The following is a 14,872-nucleotide window of genomic DNA, read 5'->3' as shown; positions in this document are numbered from 1 at the left end:
CTGGGTCCTCTTCTGTGCGCGTGCTGTTGCGGCGCGATATTTTGTCATGGACCTTGCCGGCGCAAGCATCCATTTTCGCGCGTATCGTGCGATATTTTGCAACGGTCGGATATATTTTCGGAGGTTTCGATGCAACTGCTCTCTCAATCGGCGCAATTGCTGGACGTGGTGGCGCGGGCAGGCTCGTTCCGGCAGGCGGCAGAGCAGCTGAACCGCTCGGCCTCGGCGATCAACCGGCAGATCCTGAAGCTGGAGGAAGAGGCGGGGCTGCCGCTGTTCGAACGGCTGCCGCGCGGCGTGCGGCCCACCGCGGCGGGGGAACGGGTGCTGGCCGACATCCGGCGCTGGAGCCGCGAACAGCGCCAGATCGAGGGCCAGCTGCGCGACCTGCAGGGCCAGCGGCGCGGCGCCGTGACCGTGGGGGCGATGGAGTGTTTCGCGACCGCGCTGCTGCCCCAGGCGATCAAGGAGATGAGTGACCGCAATCCGCTGGTGGAGATCGATGTGCAGATCTCCATGGCGCAGGGTATTTACGCGAAGATCGTGGAGAAGGACGTTGATTTTGCGCTGTTTTTCAACCCTCCGGAACGGGTTGCGGGCGAGGCGCTGCATGTCTGGCGGGCACGGCCCGGCCTCGTGATGGCGCCGAACCACCCGTTGGCCGGGGCCGAGAGCCTGCGGCTGTCGGAATGCCTGCAGTACCAGTTCGTGCGGCCCTCGGCCTCGCTCGGGATCCGGCGCGTGATCGACCGTGCCTTCGAGGAGATGGGGGTGGGCATTCCGGGAATGATTTCAACGGATTCCACGGCATTGATGAAGTCGATGCTGAAGCTGGGGCACCAGCTGGCGATCCTGTCGGTCTTTGACGTGCAGGCCGAGCTGATGCGCGGCGACCTGGCCTTCGTGCCTGTGGCCGACCGGGATTTCGGCGAGGAGGTGCTGTGCATCGCGACGCCGGCGAACCGCCATCTGAGCCCCGCGGCGCGGGATTTCATCGACATCATCCGGGGCGGGTTCGATCACCTGATGGCGCGCGGGCTGGTTGAAGGGGGCGCCGGTCAGGGCTGAGCGTTGCTATTTCTCGCACGCTCCATGCGGATTTCTATGCTTGTGAGAGGGGCCGCAAGACGTAGGATATGCGCGTATTGTGAATATCGTGAGGCCCCACTTGCCCGACACCCTGACCGCCGTGCCGACCCGTGACCGACTGCTGAGCCTGCCGAAGGCGGAGGTGCATATCCACCTGGAGGGCTGTTTCGGGGCCGATACCATCGTCGACCTGGCCGCCCAGACGGGCACGCCGCTGCCGCGCCCCAAGGAGCGGCTGCTGGAGTTCACCGGCCTGTCCGATTTTCTCGAGTTCCTCGATTTCATCTGCTCGCTGGCGCGCACGCCCGAGCAGCTGGCCCAGGCCGCGCGCGCCTTTGCCGAGCGCATGGCGGCGGCGGGCACCGGCTATGCCGACGTGATCGTGAACCCGACGCACTGGGCGAAACACTGGCAGGGCAACCTCAAGGGCTTCATCGACGGGCTGGACGCGGGCTTTCGCGAGGCCGAGGCGGCGGGGCTGCCGAAATCCGGCCTCTGCATCTCGCTGCTGCGGCAGCAATCGAGCGCCGAGGCGCTCGAGCTGGTGCAGGAGCTGCTGAAGATCAATCATCCGCGCGTGGTGGCGCTCTCTGTCGATGGCAACGAGGCTGCGGCGGGGCGGACCGGCACGAAATTTGCCGAGGCCTTCCAGCTGGCCGGCAAGGGTGGGCTGAAGCGCACGGTGCATGCGGGCGAGAGCAGCGGGCCGGAGGGCGTCTGGGATGCCATCGACCTGCTGGGCGCCGACCGGATCGACCACGGCGTGCGTGCGATCGAGGATCCGAAGCTGATCGAGGCGCTGGTCGAGCGCGACATCGCCCTGGGTGTCTGCCCGAGCTCGAACCTGACGCTGGGCCTGTACAAGACCATGGGCGAGCACCCCATCGAGGCGCTGCGCAGGCAGGGCGTGAAGGTCTCGGTGAATACCGACGATCCGGCGCTGCTGGAAGTGGACCTGGCCCAGGAATACGCCAAATGCGTCGCGGCCTTTGGCTGGGACGAGGCAGTGGTGCGCGACCTGGCGGCGACCTCGATCGAGGCCTCCTTTGCCGATGACGACGTGAAGGCCGGGCTGAAGGCGGCGCTGGCTGCATGGTGAGAGCCGCCGCTCTGCTGCTGCTGGTCCTGCCGGTGACGGCGGGCGCGGAAGAGGTGAACCTTGCGGATTGGGCGGCGGGGCTGCCCGAGCAATACACCGTGCAGGGCGTCAAGAACGAACCGACCTACCTGGCGGCGACCGACGTGATCCGCGAGGGCGACCTGATCAGCATCAAGGGCGGTGCGCCGGCCTGGACGAAACGGTCGATGGAGGCGCTGCGGGTCTTTCCCGACGGCCAGGTGGCGCAGGTGATCTGCCCGCCGGGCATGATGTGCACCGAGCAGATGCGCTCGGCCGCCGATGGCACCATGCCGGCAGGGTTCCTGAGCACGGCGGGGCTGATCTCGGCCCAGCGGCAGGGGCGGCTGACGGGCCGGGCGGAGACGCGGCCCTTTGGCAAGGTGCAGGTGATCTGCCTACCCGGGGAAGTGGTGGGGATCGCCGATCCGATCCTGGATCCCTGCTTCGAGACCAGGACCGGCGCGGCGATTGCCCAACGGCATCGCGATACCGGCGAGTTCGACGGGCCGACGCTCGACCCGGCGGACCTGACGATCACGCTGGGTGCGCTGCCTGCCGGGAGGCAGGACGTTGCCCCCGATGCGGGTTCCGATACGGGCGCCAATGGTGCGCCGGACGACAAGTGAAACGATAACAACAGACTGATCCAACAAGGAAATCCTCTCATGTCAAAATCCCTGTTCCTGACCACCCTTGCCGTTGGCGCCCTGGCCGCCGGCGGTGCCTTTGCCGATCCGCTGAAGGTGGCGCTGCTGCTGCCGGGCCTGAGCAACGACGGCTCCTTCAACCAGGTGGCTGCCGATGCGGCGAAAGAGCTGCAGGACGAGGGCAAGATCACCCTGGAGCTGCGCGAGGAGATGGCCGACCCGTCGAAATCCGAGCCGGTGATCCAGCAATATGCCGCCATGGGCTATGACCTGATCATCGGCCATGGCATCGAGCTGTCCGAGCCGATCCTGAAGGTCGCCGCCAGCTTCCCGGACACGCATTTCGCGGCCTCGGGCGGCCCCGACCTTGCCGCGGCGCTGATCGACAACGTCGACGGCTGGACCTATGATTTCGGCCAGCAGGGCTACCTTGGCGGGCTGATCGCCGGCGAGATCCAGGGCGTCGACCTCTATGGCATGGTGGGCGGCCCCGAGCTGGGCTTCGTGAAGGCCGCGCACAACGGCTTCAAGGCGGGCCTGGCCGAGGTGAACCCCGACGCCAAGGTGACCGAGACCTACACTGGCAGCTTTGACGACGCGCAGCGCGCAGCCGAAGTGACCCGCGGCATGATTGCACAGGGCGCCAAGGTGGTCTGGACCTCGGGCGACGGCATCGGCAACGGCGTGGCGGCGGCAGCAGCCCAGGAGGGCGGCATGACCATCGGCGTGACCGGCGATGCGGGCGGCAACGCGGCCAAGGTCAACGTGGCCTCGGTGGTGCTCGACATGTACCCGACCTTCTCGCAGTACGTGAACGACATCGACGCGGGCACCTTCGGCGGTGATTTCATCGTCTCGGGCATCGCCAACGGCGGCCTGGTGATGACGCCGATCAATGCCGAGGCCGGTGCGGTCCTGCCCGAGGACTTCGACGCGCGGATCCAGGCGATCATCGACCAGCTGGCCGATGGCACCCTGGAACTGCCGAACTTCTTCGAGTGAGTGCGATGCCGGCCCCGAAGATCACCCGGAATGTGGCCCCGATCCTGACCGCGAGCGGCATCGACAAGCGTTATGGCAAGGTCCAGGCGCTGAGCGATGCGCGCTTTGCGCTCGTGCCCGGACAGGTGGCGGCCATCGTGGGCGAGAACGGGGCCGGCAAGTCGACGCTGGCCAAGATCATCACGGGGCTGGAGCCCCGCGATGCCGGGGAGCTGGTGGTTGATGGCAGCCCGGTTGCGGGCTGGACGCGGCGGCAGGCGGTGGCGGCGGGCATCGGCTTCGTGCCGCAGTCGCTGTCGCTGGTGCCGACGCTGACGATCACGGAAAACCACGTGCTGAGCCGGGGCGGGATGCGCCGCAACACCGCCGCGGCACGCCGCGCGCTGCTGGAGGCCGCCGAGGAGATCGGCGCGGTGCTGAACCTGGACCTGCCGAGCGAGGCGCTGAGCCTGGCGGAGCGGCAGCTGGGCGAGATCGTCTCTGCCGTGGCGGCGGGGGCGCGGGTGCTGCTTCTGGATGAGCCGACCTCTTCGCTGGGGCCGGTGGAGGTGGAGATGCTGATCGGCACGGTGCGGCGGCTGGCCGGCATGGGCCGGGCCGTGGGCATGGTGACCCACCGGATCAGCGAGGTGCTGGAAGGCGCCGACCACATCACGGTGCTGAACCACGGGCGCGTGGTGATGGACCGCGCGACGGCGGGCCTGGACGGTGAGGCGGTGGCGCGGCTGATGGTGGGCGAACGGAACCGCTCGGGCCCGGTGCTGCAGCCGGTGACATCGACCTGGAAGCGCCTGCAGGTCGAGGGGCTGACGATCCGCGGCGAGGCGGCACCGATCCTGGATGGCGTGACGCTGAACGTGCGCGAGGGCGAGGTTCTGGCGGTGGCGGGGGTGTCGGGGGCGATGCAGCCGGCGCTGGCCGATGCGATTGCCGGGCTGAGAAAGCCCGACGCGGGCCGGGTGCTGATCGACGGCACCGAGGTGACGGGCCAGCCGGCGAAGGCCACCCGCGAGGGGCTGGGCTATGTGGCCGAGGACCGGGGCGAGGGCCTTGCGCCGGGGCTGAGCAATGCCGAGAACGCGAGCCTGTTCCACCTGGACCGGCCGGAGTTTCGCCGCCTGGGCCTGAGGAACAGGGCGGCCGAGATGGCGCTTGGCCGCGAGGTGATTGCCGATTTCGACGTGCGCCCGGCGGATCCGGCGATTGCCTCCGGCGGGCTGTCGGGGGGCAACCAGCAGAAGCTGCTGGTGGGGCGCGAGCTGCGCCGCGATCCCGGCGTGCTGGTGGTGCACGGGCCGACGCAGGGCCTCGACCTTGCCGCGGCCGCCGCCATCCGGGCCGATATCACGCGGGCCGCCGCCAATGGCGCCGCGGTGCTGGTGATCTCGGCCGACCTGGAAGAACTGATGAGCATGGCGCATCGGATGATCGTGCTGGCCGCGGGCCGGATCAGCGCGGAATTCGATCTGTCAAAGCCCGTGGATACGGGCGAGCTGGGCCGGGCGATGACCGCGAGCGGCGCGCACCAGCCGGAACTGGAGAGCTGAGATGTCTGAGACCTGCAACCACGACCATCCGCCGATCGAATTTCCCGCGACGGGCGCCGACTACGCGCCGACGCCGGACGAGATCATGAAGCTGCGCCGGGTGGCGCGGGGCCTGGACAAGCCGGACATGATCATCCGGGGCGGCAAGGTCCTTGCGCTGCATATCGGCGACATCCTGGAGCGGGACGTGGTGATCAGCGGGCGGCACATCGCCGCCGTGACGCCGGTGGGCCATTTCGAGTGCGACACCGTGATCGACGCGACGGGCTATCACGTGGCGCCGACCTTCATCGACGTGCACATCCACATCGAATACACCAAGCTGGTGCCGGGCGAGCTGGCGCGGCTGTCGGTGCCCAAGGGCACGACGACGATGCTGGCCGATGCCAACTGCATCGCCAACGTCCTTGGCGAGCCGGGCATGGACTACATGGGCCAGACCGGCACGCCGCTGAAGATCTTTGCCCAGACCAGCCACAAGGTGCCGCAGGCGCCCGAGCTGGAACTGGGCGGCGCGCATGTGAGCACCGAGGCGCTCTCGGCCCGGGTGCAGCGGCCGCAGACCGCGACGCTTGGCGAGAGCAACCCGTTCAACATGGACCTGGCCTCGGCCCAGAAGCAGGCGAGCGCGCTGGCCGCGGGCAAGCGGATTACCGGGCATACGGCGCTGCTGGAGAACGAACCGCTCTGGGGTTACCTGGCGGGCGGCATCAGCGACGACCACAATGCGCACAAGACCGAGGACGTGGTGGAGCGCCTGCGCCTGGGCGCGATGCTGACGGTCATGGCGGGATCCATGAACGACAACGTGCCCCATGTCTTTGCGGATATTCCCGAGCTGAAGGACGGCATGTTCCACATGGCCTTCTGTGCCGATGACAAGCTGGTCGAGGACCTGGACGCCCAGGGCCATATCGACCACCACGTGCGCAAGGCCATCGAATGCGGCGTGCCGCCGCTGCGCGCCTATCGCATGGCGACGCTGAACGCGGCGAGCTACTATCGGCTGGATCACATCCTGGGCTCGATCACGCCCTGCAAGATCGCCGATCTGCAGCTGATCGAGGACCTGGCCGAGGCCCGCCCGCACATGGTGATCGTGGACGGGCAGGTGGCCGCGGTGGACGGGGCGCCGGTGTTCGAGAACACCGACGAGGTGCCCGATTTCACCCGCAACACCATGCACCTGTCGCCGAAGATCAACGCCGAGAGCTTTGCCACCAGGGCCGAGGGCGAGAGCGCCTGGGTGCAGGCCATGGAGATGTACGACGGCTACTTCAAGCGGGCGTTCCACTGTGAACTGCCGGTGGTCGACGGCAAGGTGCAATGCGACCTGGACCTGGACGTGCTGAAGGTGGCCGTGGTGGACCGTCACCATGCGACGGAAACCATCGGCTGTGGCTTCGTGAAGGGGTTCACCCTGAAGAAGGGCGCCATTGCGGCGACGACCAACTGCGAGAACCAGAACCTGGTGATCGTGGGCACCTCCGACGAGGAGATGGCCTTTGCCGCGCGGGCGGTCGAGGAGATCGGCGGCGGCCTGGTGACCGTGGCGGATGGCAAGGTGATCTCGACCGTGCCGCTGCCCGTTGCCGGCTGCATGTCGGATCAGCCCTGGGAGATCGTGCGGGATCAGTCGCTGGCCAATGACAAGGGCGCCGAGAGCATCGGCTGCACCATGCATGCGCCCTTCCTGATCATGTCCTTCATCGGGCTGGTGGGCGTGCCCGACCTTGGCCTGACGGAACGCGGGCTGGTCGAGACGGCGAGCCAGAGCTTTACCGACCTGGTGCTGGGCATGCAGGCCGAGATGGTGTGCTGTCGCTGCCCGAGCCATGCCCACGACATTCACAAGATGACAGATCCGTCGAGCTACATCGGCTGAGCGGACAAGAGGTAGAAAGAAGAAAAATGACCAAGACACTGAAGCCGCTTCTGGGTTCGGCCTTCCCGCCGCTGACCATGCCCGAGGCATACCTTGACGATCTGATCGCCCTGCAGGAGGTGATCGACACGACGATCGCGCCGCTGGCAAAGGAACACGACGCCGAGGGCCGCTATCCCACCAAGGCGATTGCCGCGATCAAGGAGAGCGGTTTCCTGAAGACCGTGGCCGATGGCGGGGTCAACCTGCCCAGCCGCGTGTCGATGGAAGCGCAGCTGCGCATCGCCGTGGCGGACAGCGCCGTGGCGCAGATCTTCAAGGTGCACGACGAGATCGTGCGCGAGATCTTCACCTATTGCCCCGAAGAGATGAAGCCGCGGCTGACCAGGGCCATCGAGGAGGATGACGCGATCATCGGCCTGGCCGTGGCCGAGGCCGGCAAGACCGTTGTCGAGCCGATGAAGACCACCGCGATGAAACAGGCCGATGGCGGGTTCATCGTGCATGGGCAGAAGATCTATACCACCGCCGCCGCCGAGGCCGATTACATCGCCACCTGGGCCTTCAACCCGGAAGCGCCGGGCGTGGCCGAGAACCCGATCGCCGGCATGCAGCTGAACCTGATCAAGCGCGACACGCCCGGCGTGACGGTGCACCGCGACTGGGACGTGATGGGGCAGCGGGCGACGGATTCCGGCTCGATCACCTTTGACAACGTCAAGACCGATCCGGAGTGGAACGCGACGATCCCGGGCAAGTTCTCGCCCGATCATGCCTCGCTGCGCTATCAGGTGGGGTTCTGCGCGATCATGACCGGCATCGGTATCGGTGCCCTGCGCGAGGCCGCGGATTTCGTGCCGAACAAGAGCCGCCCCTGGTGGTCGGCGGGCGTGGACAGCGCCGCGGACGACAAGCTGGTGCGGCGGCAGATGGGCGAGCTGACGGCGGCGCTGGTGGCCTCCTACAACGCGATGCTGCAGGCGGCCGACATGCTCGACCTCTACGAGGCGGGCAAGGTGAGCCGGACCGATCTGGCCATGGCGGTCTATTCCGCCAAGATCGTCAGCCACAAGGCGGCGCTCGATGCCTGCACGCAGGTCTTCGACCTGATGGGCACGCGTTCGGTCAGCACCAAGAACGGCTTTGACCGCTACTGGCGCAACGCGCGGGTGCTGAGCCTGCACGACCCGGTGAACTGGAAGATGGAAGAGCTGGGCCGTCACGTGCTGACGGGCTGGGAACCGGAACCGGGGCTCTATCAGTGACACTGCCTGCGGGGATGACACGGATCGCGATCACCGTGGCGGTGGTGCTGGCCATTCTGGCCGGCCTCATCGCCATGGCGGGCGCCGCACCGGGCGAGGCACTGGCCGCGCTCTGGCGCGGGGCCTTCGGCGCGCGCTACATGACGGCGGAAACGCTGGTGACGATGGTGCCGCTGGCGCTTGTGGGCCTGGGCATCCTGCCGGCCTTGCGGGCGGGGGTCTTTCCCATAGGCGCGCAGGGGCAGCTGATCGCGGGGGCGGCGCTGACCACCGCCGCGGTGCAGGCGGCGCCTGACCTGCCGGCCCCGGCGCTGATCGTGCTGGGCGGCCTTGCGGGGGCCCTGGGTGGTGCGCTGTTCGCGCTGATCCCGGCGCTGCTGCGGGCGTATCGCGGCGTGAACGAGATCCTGTCGACCCTGCTGATGAACTACATCGCGCTCTACGGGCTGCTCTGGGCGCTGAAGGGGCCGCTGGCGGCGGACAAGGTGACGGCGACGCCGCGCAGCGATCCGCTGCCCGATGCGGCGCTGCTGCCGAACATCCTGACCGGCACGCGGCTGCACGCCGGGCTGTTGGTGGTGCTGATCCTGGGCCTCGGGATTGCCTACTGGATGCGCGGGCGCTCCGGCCTGACCTATCAGCTCTTTGCCGAGCGCAAGGGCCTTGCCGCCCGCATGGGCCTGTCGGAGCCGAAGGCCATCGTCACCACGATGCTGTTTTCCGGCGCGATCTGCGGGCTGGCCGGCTGGGTGCAGGTGGCGGGCGTGGCGCATACGCTCTATCCGAGCGTCGATGGCGGCATCGGGTTTTCCGGCATCCTCGTGGCGGTTCTGGGCGGGCTGGCGCCCCTCGGCACCGTGCTCGCCGCCTTCCTCTTTGCCGTGCTGACCACCGGCGCGCAGGGCATGCAGATCGGCACCGACGTGCCCGCGGCCATTGCCGTGGTGACGCAGGGCCTCGTGCTGCTGGGTGCGGCGGTGGCGCTGCGCCGCACGCAGGTGGCCCGGGCGCCGGCCGCCACTGCCGCTCCGCCCGCCGAGGGCGCAACCAAGGACAACGTGACCCCATGACCCCCTCCGACCTGATCTTCTGGGAAATCGTGCTGGGCGGGATGCTGCGGCTGGCGACGCCGATCTTCCTGGCCGCCCTCGGCGAGGTGCTCTCGGAGCGCGTCGGCACGCTGAACCTCGGCATCGACGGCATCCTGACGGCCGGCGCCTTCTCGGCGCTGGTCGGGGCGGCGCAATGGGGCTGGGGCGCGGGCATCGTCGCGGCGCTGATCACCGGTGCGCTCTACGGCCTTGTCATGGCGCTGGCCATCGTGCGCGGCGGCGCCAACCAGATCATCACCGGCATCGCGATCTCCCTGATCGGCGCCGGGCTGACGAGCTACCTGTTCCAGCTCTGGCAACCCTCGGGGCAATCGGCGGTCTTCGTGTCGCTGGCGCCCAAGGTCGAGATCCCGCTGCTCGCCGATATCCCGGTGCTGGGGCCGATCCTGTTCCAGCAGAACATCGTGACCTACCTGTCGATCGTCCTGCTGATCGTGGTGGGCGCCGTGCTGCGCTACACCCGCCTCGGCCTGACCATGCGGGCGGCGGGCGATGCCTCGGCCGCGGCGGCGCTGCGCGGCGTGAACGTGACGCGGCTGCGCTATTTCGGGATCATCGCGGGGGCCTGCCTGATGGCGCTGGCCGGCGCCTCGATCACCATCGGTTTCCTGGGATCCTTCAACGAGGGGATCAGCGGCGGGCGCGGCTACGTGGCGCTGGCCGTGGTGATCATCGGGCGCTGGACGCCGCTGGGGGCCTTCCTCGGCGCCTTCCTGTTCGCCTTCTTCGACAGTTTCTCGCTGAGGGTGCAGGGCGACATGTTCAGCCTGCCCACCGAGGTCTACTCGATGCTGCCCTATGCGATGACGCTGCTGGTGCTGGTCTTTGCGGCCAATTCCAAGGCGGCGCCGCGCGAGCTGGGCAAGTAGCCTCGGCCTTGCCGGCCGGGGCGGCGGGCGCCATATAAAGGGGCGAAGGAGCTGCCCATGAATATCGGTGACACATCGAAGGAAACCGGCCTGCCGGTGAAGACCATCCGTTATTACGAGGATATCGGGCTGGTGACGCCGGCACGCGCCGAGAACGGCTATCGCGAGTTCCGCCCCGAGGAAGTGGACCGGCTGCGGCTGTTGTCGCAGGCGCGGCACCTTGGGTTCTCGCTCGAGGAATGCCGCAAGCTGGTGGGCTTTTACGCCGACGAGCACCGCACCAGCCGCGAGGTGCGCGAGGTGGCGATGGGCCACCTTGAGCAGGTGCGCCGCAAGATCGAGGAACTGCGGGCGCTGGAGGTCACGCTGGAGGGCATGGTGAATGCCTGCCGGGGCGATGACGACCCGCGTTGCGCGATCCTGGAAGGGCTGCAGGAGCTGCCGGCGTGCCACGCCGGAAAGCATTGATCCGTTACGTCAACAACGCCCCGTAAGGCACTGAAAAATCATCCGTTCGGGATTCCCTTGCCCCGCGCGGCCCGCTTTTGCGCGGCAATGCGGAAGGGCGCGTTGGGGGCGCCGAAACCGGCATAATCGCCGCGCCGCTGAACGATCTCGAAGAAGACCCCGCCGGGGAAGACACGGGAATAGAACTGGAAGAACTCACCGTTCTCGTCGGCATCGTAGAGGATGTTGGTGGCCTTGAGCCGGGCCAGCATCTCGGGCCAGAGATCGAAGCGGGCGGCGAGATCGTCGTAATAGTTCGCCGGGATCTGCAGCATGTCGAAGCCGAGACCCTTGAGCGCCTCTGCGGTGGCGAAGATGTCGCTCGACTGCAGGGCGATGTGCTGGACCGAGGCGCCGAAGGTATCGGCGAGGAACTGACCGGCGAGGGTGCGGTGGGTCTCGGCGCCGTTGAGGGTGATGCGAAGCTGGCCGTCGGGCGCCTCGATCACCTGCGAGCGCACCAGGCCGTCGGGATCGACCACGTCGATCATCGGCGATTTGGTCATGCCGAAGATCGAGGTGTAGAACAGCGTCCAGGAGAGCATGTCCTCGTAGCTCATGGTCTGGGCCAGGTGGTCGATGCGGGTGAGGCCGGTCTTCGGCGCCTCGCCAGGCAGGGGCTCGAACTCGGTTTCCCAGACCTTTTCAAGCGTTTCCGTGTTGTCGATGAAATGCAGCACCGAGCCGGAGAGGCCCCTGATCGCGGGGATGTCGACCTCTCCGGGGCCGAGGGGCTGACCGAAGGGCGCGGCGCCGAGGGCCTCGGCGCGTTTCACGGTATCCTTTGCCGAGCTGACCGAGAGGCCGATATCGCAGACCGACGTGCCGCGGGCATTCCAGGCGCTGCCGGCATGGCCGGTGGCCTCGGAATTGAGAACGATGCGGATATCGCCCTGTTGCCAGAGGCTTATGTCCTTGTTGCGGTGGCGGCCAGACTTGTGGAAGCCGAGCGTGGAGAGCTGCTGGCCGAGCATCTCGGCCTCCTTGCCGCGGGTGGCGAACTCGATGAAGGAGACGCCCTTGGTTTCGACGCGGGCCGGGAAATCGGGCAGGTCGACGGTGCTCTCGGGCTCGATGCGGCGGACGTCGTCCATCAGGGCAACGAGCGAGCGGTAGCCATCCTGAGAGACGGTATTGGGGTTCGAGCCGCGGAACTGATCGTTGAAGATCTCGAGCGAGATCGGGCCGGTATAGCCGGCGGCGGTGACGGCACGCATGAAGGAGACGACGTCGAGGTCGCCTTCGCCCGGCATGTTGCGGAAGTGACGCGACCAGTAGAGCAGGTCCATCTCGATCAGGGGCGCATCGGCGAGCTGCACGAAGAAGATCTTGTCGCCCGGGATCGAGCGGATGCTCTCGGGCGAGAGCTTGCGTCCGAGGGTGTGGAAACTGTCGAGGATCAGGCCGATGTTGGGGTGATCGGCGCGGCGGACGACCTCCCAGGCATCGCGGTGATCGTTGATGTGGCGGCCCCAGGCGAGGGCCTCGTAGCCGACGCGCAGGTTGCGCTTGGCAGCGCGCTCGCCAAGCTCGGCAAAGTCGTCGGCAGCGCGTTGGATACCGCCGAGGGAGGCCGGGTGGCAGGAGGAGCAGAACAGCACCAGGTCGGTGCCCAGCTCCTGCATGACGTCGAACTTGCGCTCGGCGCGGTCAAAGGCCTTGGTGCGCAAGGGTTTGGGAAGACACTCGAAATCCCGGAAGGGCTGGAACAGCGTGATCTCGAGGCCATGGTCGCGGATCATCTGGCCAACCTCGCGGGGCGAGCCGTCGTAGGCCAGGAAATCCTGTTCGAAGATCTCGATCCCGTCGAAGCCCGCCGCGGCGATCGCCTCGAGTTTCTCGAGCAGATTTCCGGAGATGGAGACTGTGGCGATCGAGGTTTTCATGGCCTTGGAATCCTTGAAAAGTGCATCGGTATGACGTCGGTTCTGCGTCGGTATCGCGGCGGTGCGACCCCGCCTTGCGATCTTGGGGCGTCTCCGGGCCCAGGATGGAGGAATGGGCCCGGAGACGCCGGCGCGGGGCTTAGTAGCCCAACACCGTTGGCAGCCACGTGACCGTGGCAGGCACGAAGGTGAGGATCAGAAGGACCAGCACCTCGACCAGGAAGAAGGGCAGGATGGCGCGGGTGAGCTTTGCCATGCCCACCTGGGCTATGCCCTCGGCCACGAAGAGACAGAGGCCGAGCGGCGGGGTGATAAGACCGATCATCAGGTTGAAGATCACCAGGATGCCGAAGTGGATCGGATCCACGCCCATGCCGACGGCGATGGGGTGCAGGATCGGCACCAGGACAAGCATGGCGGCGATGCCTTCGAGGAAGAGGCCGATCACCAGGAAGAGGATGATGACGGCGATCAGGAAGGCGGTCTGGGAGTTGACGTTGGACAGCACCCAGTCGGTCAGCATGTTCGGCACGCGGTTGTAGGTCAGCAGCCAGTTGCCGGCACTGACCGCGCCGATGATGATCAGGATGACCGAGCTGTCGCGCATGGCATCGGTGAAGATGCGCGGCAGGGCCGAGATCTTGATCTTGCGATAGACGAAGAGCCCGAGGACGAGCGCATAGGCCACGGCGAAGGAGGCGGCCTCGGTCGGGGTGACGATGCCGATCAGGATCGAACCCACGACGAAGACCGGCATCAGCAGGGGCAGCACGCCGCCGAGCAGCGCCTGCAGCGGCGGTTGCGCCTCGGCGATGGTCTCGGGGTGCGGGTCGTCCACCTTGACCGTCAGCATGACGTAGGCCGAGAGGAAGATCGCCAGCAGGATGCCGGGGATGACGCCGGCCATGAAGAGGGCGGGCACCGAGACGCCGGAGACGATCAGCGCGTAGATGATCACCGGGATCGACGGCGGGATGATCGGGCCGATCACCGAGGAGGCCGCGGTGAGGGCGGCGGCAAAGTCGCGCTTGTAGCCGTGCTTTTCCATCTCGGGGATGAAGACGCGGCCGATGGCGGAGGTATCGGCGACGGCCGAGCCCGACAGGCCGGCAAAGATCACCGAGGCCCAGATGTTGACCAGCGCCAGGCCGGCGCGCATGCGGCCCACCAGGACGTTGGCAAAGGCGATGATGCGGCCGGTGATGCCGCTTTCGTTCATCAGCTCGCCGGCGAGGATGAAGAGCGGGATGGCCAGCAGCGGGAAGGAGTTGAGGCCCTTGTACAGCTCGGTCGCGACGATGCGGATGGTGTAGGGCGGTTCGCCCACGGCCATGAAGAAGAGCAGGGCAGCGAGGATGGCGACGGCGATCGGAACGCCGATCAGCAGCCCGCCGATGAGGATCACATAGGCCATGTCACGCTTTCCTGATTTCTTGCAGACGTTCGAGGAATCTCAGCAGGGCGGCGACGGCGAGCATGGCGCCGCCGATGGCGGTGGCGTATTGCCAGGTGCCGACCTTGCCCGTCCAGACGAGCCAGTCCCAGCCGATCATCTCGGAGAGATATTGCGCGGTGCCCTTGAGGCCCGAGGCGTCGACGCTGCCGCGGCGCATGGCGAAGGTATGGCCGGCATATGCCAGGGCCGCGCCAGAGGCGAGGGTGATCAGGTCGACCAGCAGGTAGAGCCGCTGACGGGTGCCATGGCTGAGCATCTCGGTGAGGATGGTGAAACGGATGTGCCTGTCCTGCATGTAGGCCAGCGCGAGGCCGAACATCACCCCGTAGATCGTGAGGTAGATCGGCAGCTCCTCGCCCCAGGGCACGGAGCGCCCGATGGCATAGCGGCGGAGCGAATTGAGAAAGATGATGGCAAAGACCAGCGTCATCGACAGCCCGGCCCCGAAGGCGAACAGGCGTTGCGCGGCCCGGTTGAGTGCGGTCAC

At 67.2% G+C, this 14,872-nt stretch carries 13 protein-coding genes; 10 read left to right on the top strand and 3 right to left on the bottom strand.

From position 1 onward, the window contains the following. Positions 1-129: 129 nt before the first annotated feature. The 10 genes from AC0WR5_RS10675 (at position 130) to cueR (ending at position 11,004) form a co-directional block, all read left to right on the top strand. The gene (locus AC0WR5_RS10675; RefSeq protein WP_475863019.1) at positions 130-1,068 is read left to right on the top strand and encodes a LysR family transcriptional regulator; all 939 of its coding nucleotides are present in this window, start codon (positions 130-132) and stop codon (positions 1,066-1,068) included. Between the two features lie 100 nt (positions 1,069-1,168). Further along, positions 1,169-2,188 (top strand): adenosine deaminase, encoded by a 1,020-nt coding sequence (gene add / locus AC0WR5_RS10670; protein WP_475863018.1) that lies wholly within the window; start codon positions 1,169-1,171, stop codon positions 2,186-2,188. Beyond that, a complete protein-coding gene (locus tag AC0WR5_RS10665; RefSeq protein WP_475863017.1) occupies positions 2,182-2,835 on the top strand; it encodes a hypothetical protein in 654 nt (217 codons plus the stop codon). The genes add and AC0WR5_RS10665 overlap by 7 nt, the downstream gene beginning before the upstream one ends. Before the next feature lie 39 nt (positions 2,836-2,874). Beyond that, a complete protein-coding gene (locus tag AC0WR5_RS10660) occupies positions 2,875-3,858 on the top strand; it encodes a BMP family protein (RefSeq protein WP_475863016.1) in 984 nt (327 codons plus the stop codon). Between the two features lie 5 nt (positions 3,859-3,863). Continuing rightward, positions 3,864-5,405, top strand: a complete 1,542-nt coding sequence (locus AC0WR5_RS10655) for an ATP-binding cassette domain-containing protein (RefSeq protein ID WP_475863015.1) — start codon at positions 3,864-3,866, stop codon at positions 5,403-5,405. A gap of 1 nt (position 5,406) precedes the next feature. Beyond that, positions 5,407-7,290: an adenine deaminase gene (locus tag AC0WR5_RS10650; RefSeq protein WP_475863014.1), complete on the top strand. Its 1,884-nt coding sequence runs from the start codon at positions 5,407-5,409 to the stop codon at positions 7,288-7,290. Between the two features lie 26 nt (positions 7,291-7,316). Further along, positions 7,317-8,555: an acyl-CoA dehydrogenase family protein gene (locus AC0WR5_RS10645; protein ID WP_475863013.1), complete on the top strand. Its 1,239-nt coding sequence runs from the start codon at positions 7,317-7,319 to the stop codon at positions 8,553-8,555. Then, positions 8,552-9,625: an ABC transporter permease gene (locus tag AC0WR5_RS10640; protein ID WP_475863012.1), complete on the top strand. Its 1,074-nt coding sequence runs from the start codon at positions 8,552-8,554 to the stop codon at positions 9,623-9,625. Before AC0WR5_RS10645 ends, AC0WR5_RS10640 begins: the two co-directional genes overlap by 4 nt. Beyond that, on the top strand, positions 9,622-10,536 hold the full coding sequence (locus AC0WR5_RS10635) for an ABC transporter permease (RefSeq protein WP_475863011.1): 915 nt from the start codon (positions 9,622-9,624) through the stop codon (positions 10,534-10,536). Before AC0WR5_RS10640 ends, AC0WR5_RS10635 begins: the two co-directional genes overlap by 4 nt. 57 nt (positions 10,537-10,593) lie before the next feature. Continuing rightward, positions 10,594-11,004 (top strand): Cu(I)-responsive transcriptional regulator, encoded by a 411-nt coding sequence (cueR, locus tag AC0WR5_RS10630; RefSeq protein WP_475863010.1) that lies wholly within the window; start codon positions 10,594-10,596, stop codon positions 11,002-11,004. Between the two features lie 38 nt (positions 11,005-11,042). On the opposite strand, the gene AC0WR5_RS10625 is transcribed toward cueR, so the two are convergent. The 3 genes from AC0WR5_RS10625 to AC0WR5_RS10615 form a co-directional block, all read right to left on the bottom strand. Further along, positions 11,043-12,929, bottom strand: a complete 1,887-nt coding sequence (locus tag AC0WR5_RS10625; protein WP_475863009.1) for a bifunctional sugar phosphate isomerase/epimerase/4-hydroxyphenylpyruvate dioxygenase family protein — start codon at positions 12,927-12,929, stop codon at positions 11,043-11,045. Positions 12,930-13,068: 139 nt separating this feature from the next. After that, complete coding sequence (locus AC0WR5_RS10620; RefSeq protein WP_475863008.1) at positions 13,069-14,343, bottom strand: TRAP transporter large permease; 1,275 nt, start codon at positions 14,341-14,343, stop codon at positions 13,069-13,071. A 1-nt stretch (position 14,344) separates the two neighbouring features. Then, the gene (locus tag AC0WR5_RS10615; RefSeq protein ID WP_475863007.1) at positions 14,345-14,872 is read right to left on the bottom strand and encodes a TRAP transporter small permease; all 528 of its coding nucleotides are present in this window, start codon (positions 14,870-14,872) and stop codon (positions 14,345-14,347) included.

The sequence above is a fragment of the Pseudooceanicola sp. DL12 genome, from assembly GCF_056270665.1.
This window is presented reverse-complemented; position numbering and strand designations above follow the sequence as displayed.

What these genes read in the sequence shown, in the direction of transcription:
- AC0WR5_RS10675 (WP_475863019.1), top strand. Translation starts at nt 130, where the DNA reads ATGCAACTGCTCTCTCAATCGGCGCAATTGCTGGACGTGGTGGCGCGG.
- AC0WR5_RS10665 (WP_475863017.1), top strand. Translation starts at nt 2,182, where the DNA reads ATGGTGAGAGCCGCCGCTCTGCTGCTGCTGGTCCTGCCGGTGACGGCG.
- AC0WR5_RS10660 (WP_475863016.1), top strand. Translation starts at nt 2,875, where the DNA reads ATGTCAAAATCCCTGTTCCTGACCACCCTTGCCGTTGGCGCCCTGGCC.
- AC0WR5_RS10655 (WP_475863015.1), top strand. Translation starts at nt 3,864, where the DNA reads ATGCCGGCCCCGAAGATCACCCGGAATGTGGCCCCGATCCTGACCGCG.
- AC0WR5_RS10650 (WP_475863014.1), top strand. Translation starts at nt 5,407, where the DNA reads ATGTCTGAGACCTGCAACCACGACCATCCGCCGATCGAATTTCCCGCG.
- AC0WR5_RS10645 (WP_475863013.1), top strand. Translation starts at nt 7,317, where the DNA reads ATGACCAAGACACTGAAGCCGCTTCTGGGTTCGGCCTTCCCGCCGCTG.
- AC0WR5_RS10635 (WP_475863011.1), top strand. Translation starts at nt 9,622, where the DNA reads ATGACCCCCTCCGACCTGATCTTCTGGGAAATCGTGCTGGGCGGGATG.
- cueR (WP_475863010.1), top strand. Translation starts at nt 10,594, where the DNA reads ATGAATATCGGTGACACATCGAAGGAAACCGGCCTGCCGGTGAAGACC.
- AC0WR5_RS10625 (WP_475863009.1), bottom strand. Translation starts at nt 12,929, where the DNA reads ATGAAAACCTCGATCGCCACAGTCTCCATCTCCGGAAATCTGCTCGAG.
- AC0WR5_RS10620 (WP_475863008.1), bottom strand. Translation starts at nt 14,343, where the DNA reads ATGGCCTATGTGATCCTCATCGGCGGGCTGCTGATCGGCGTTCCGATC.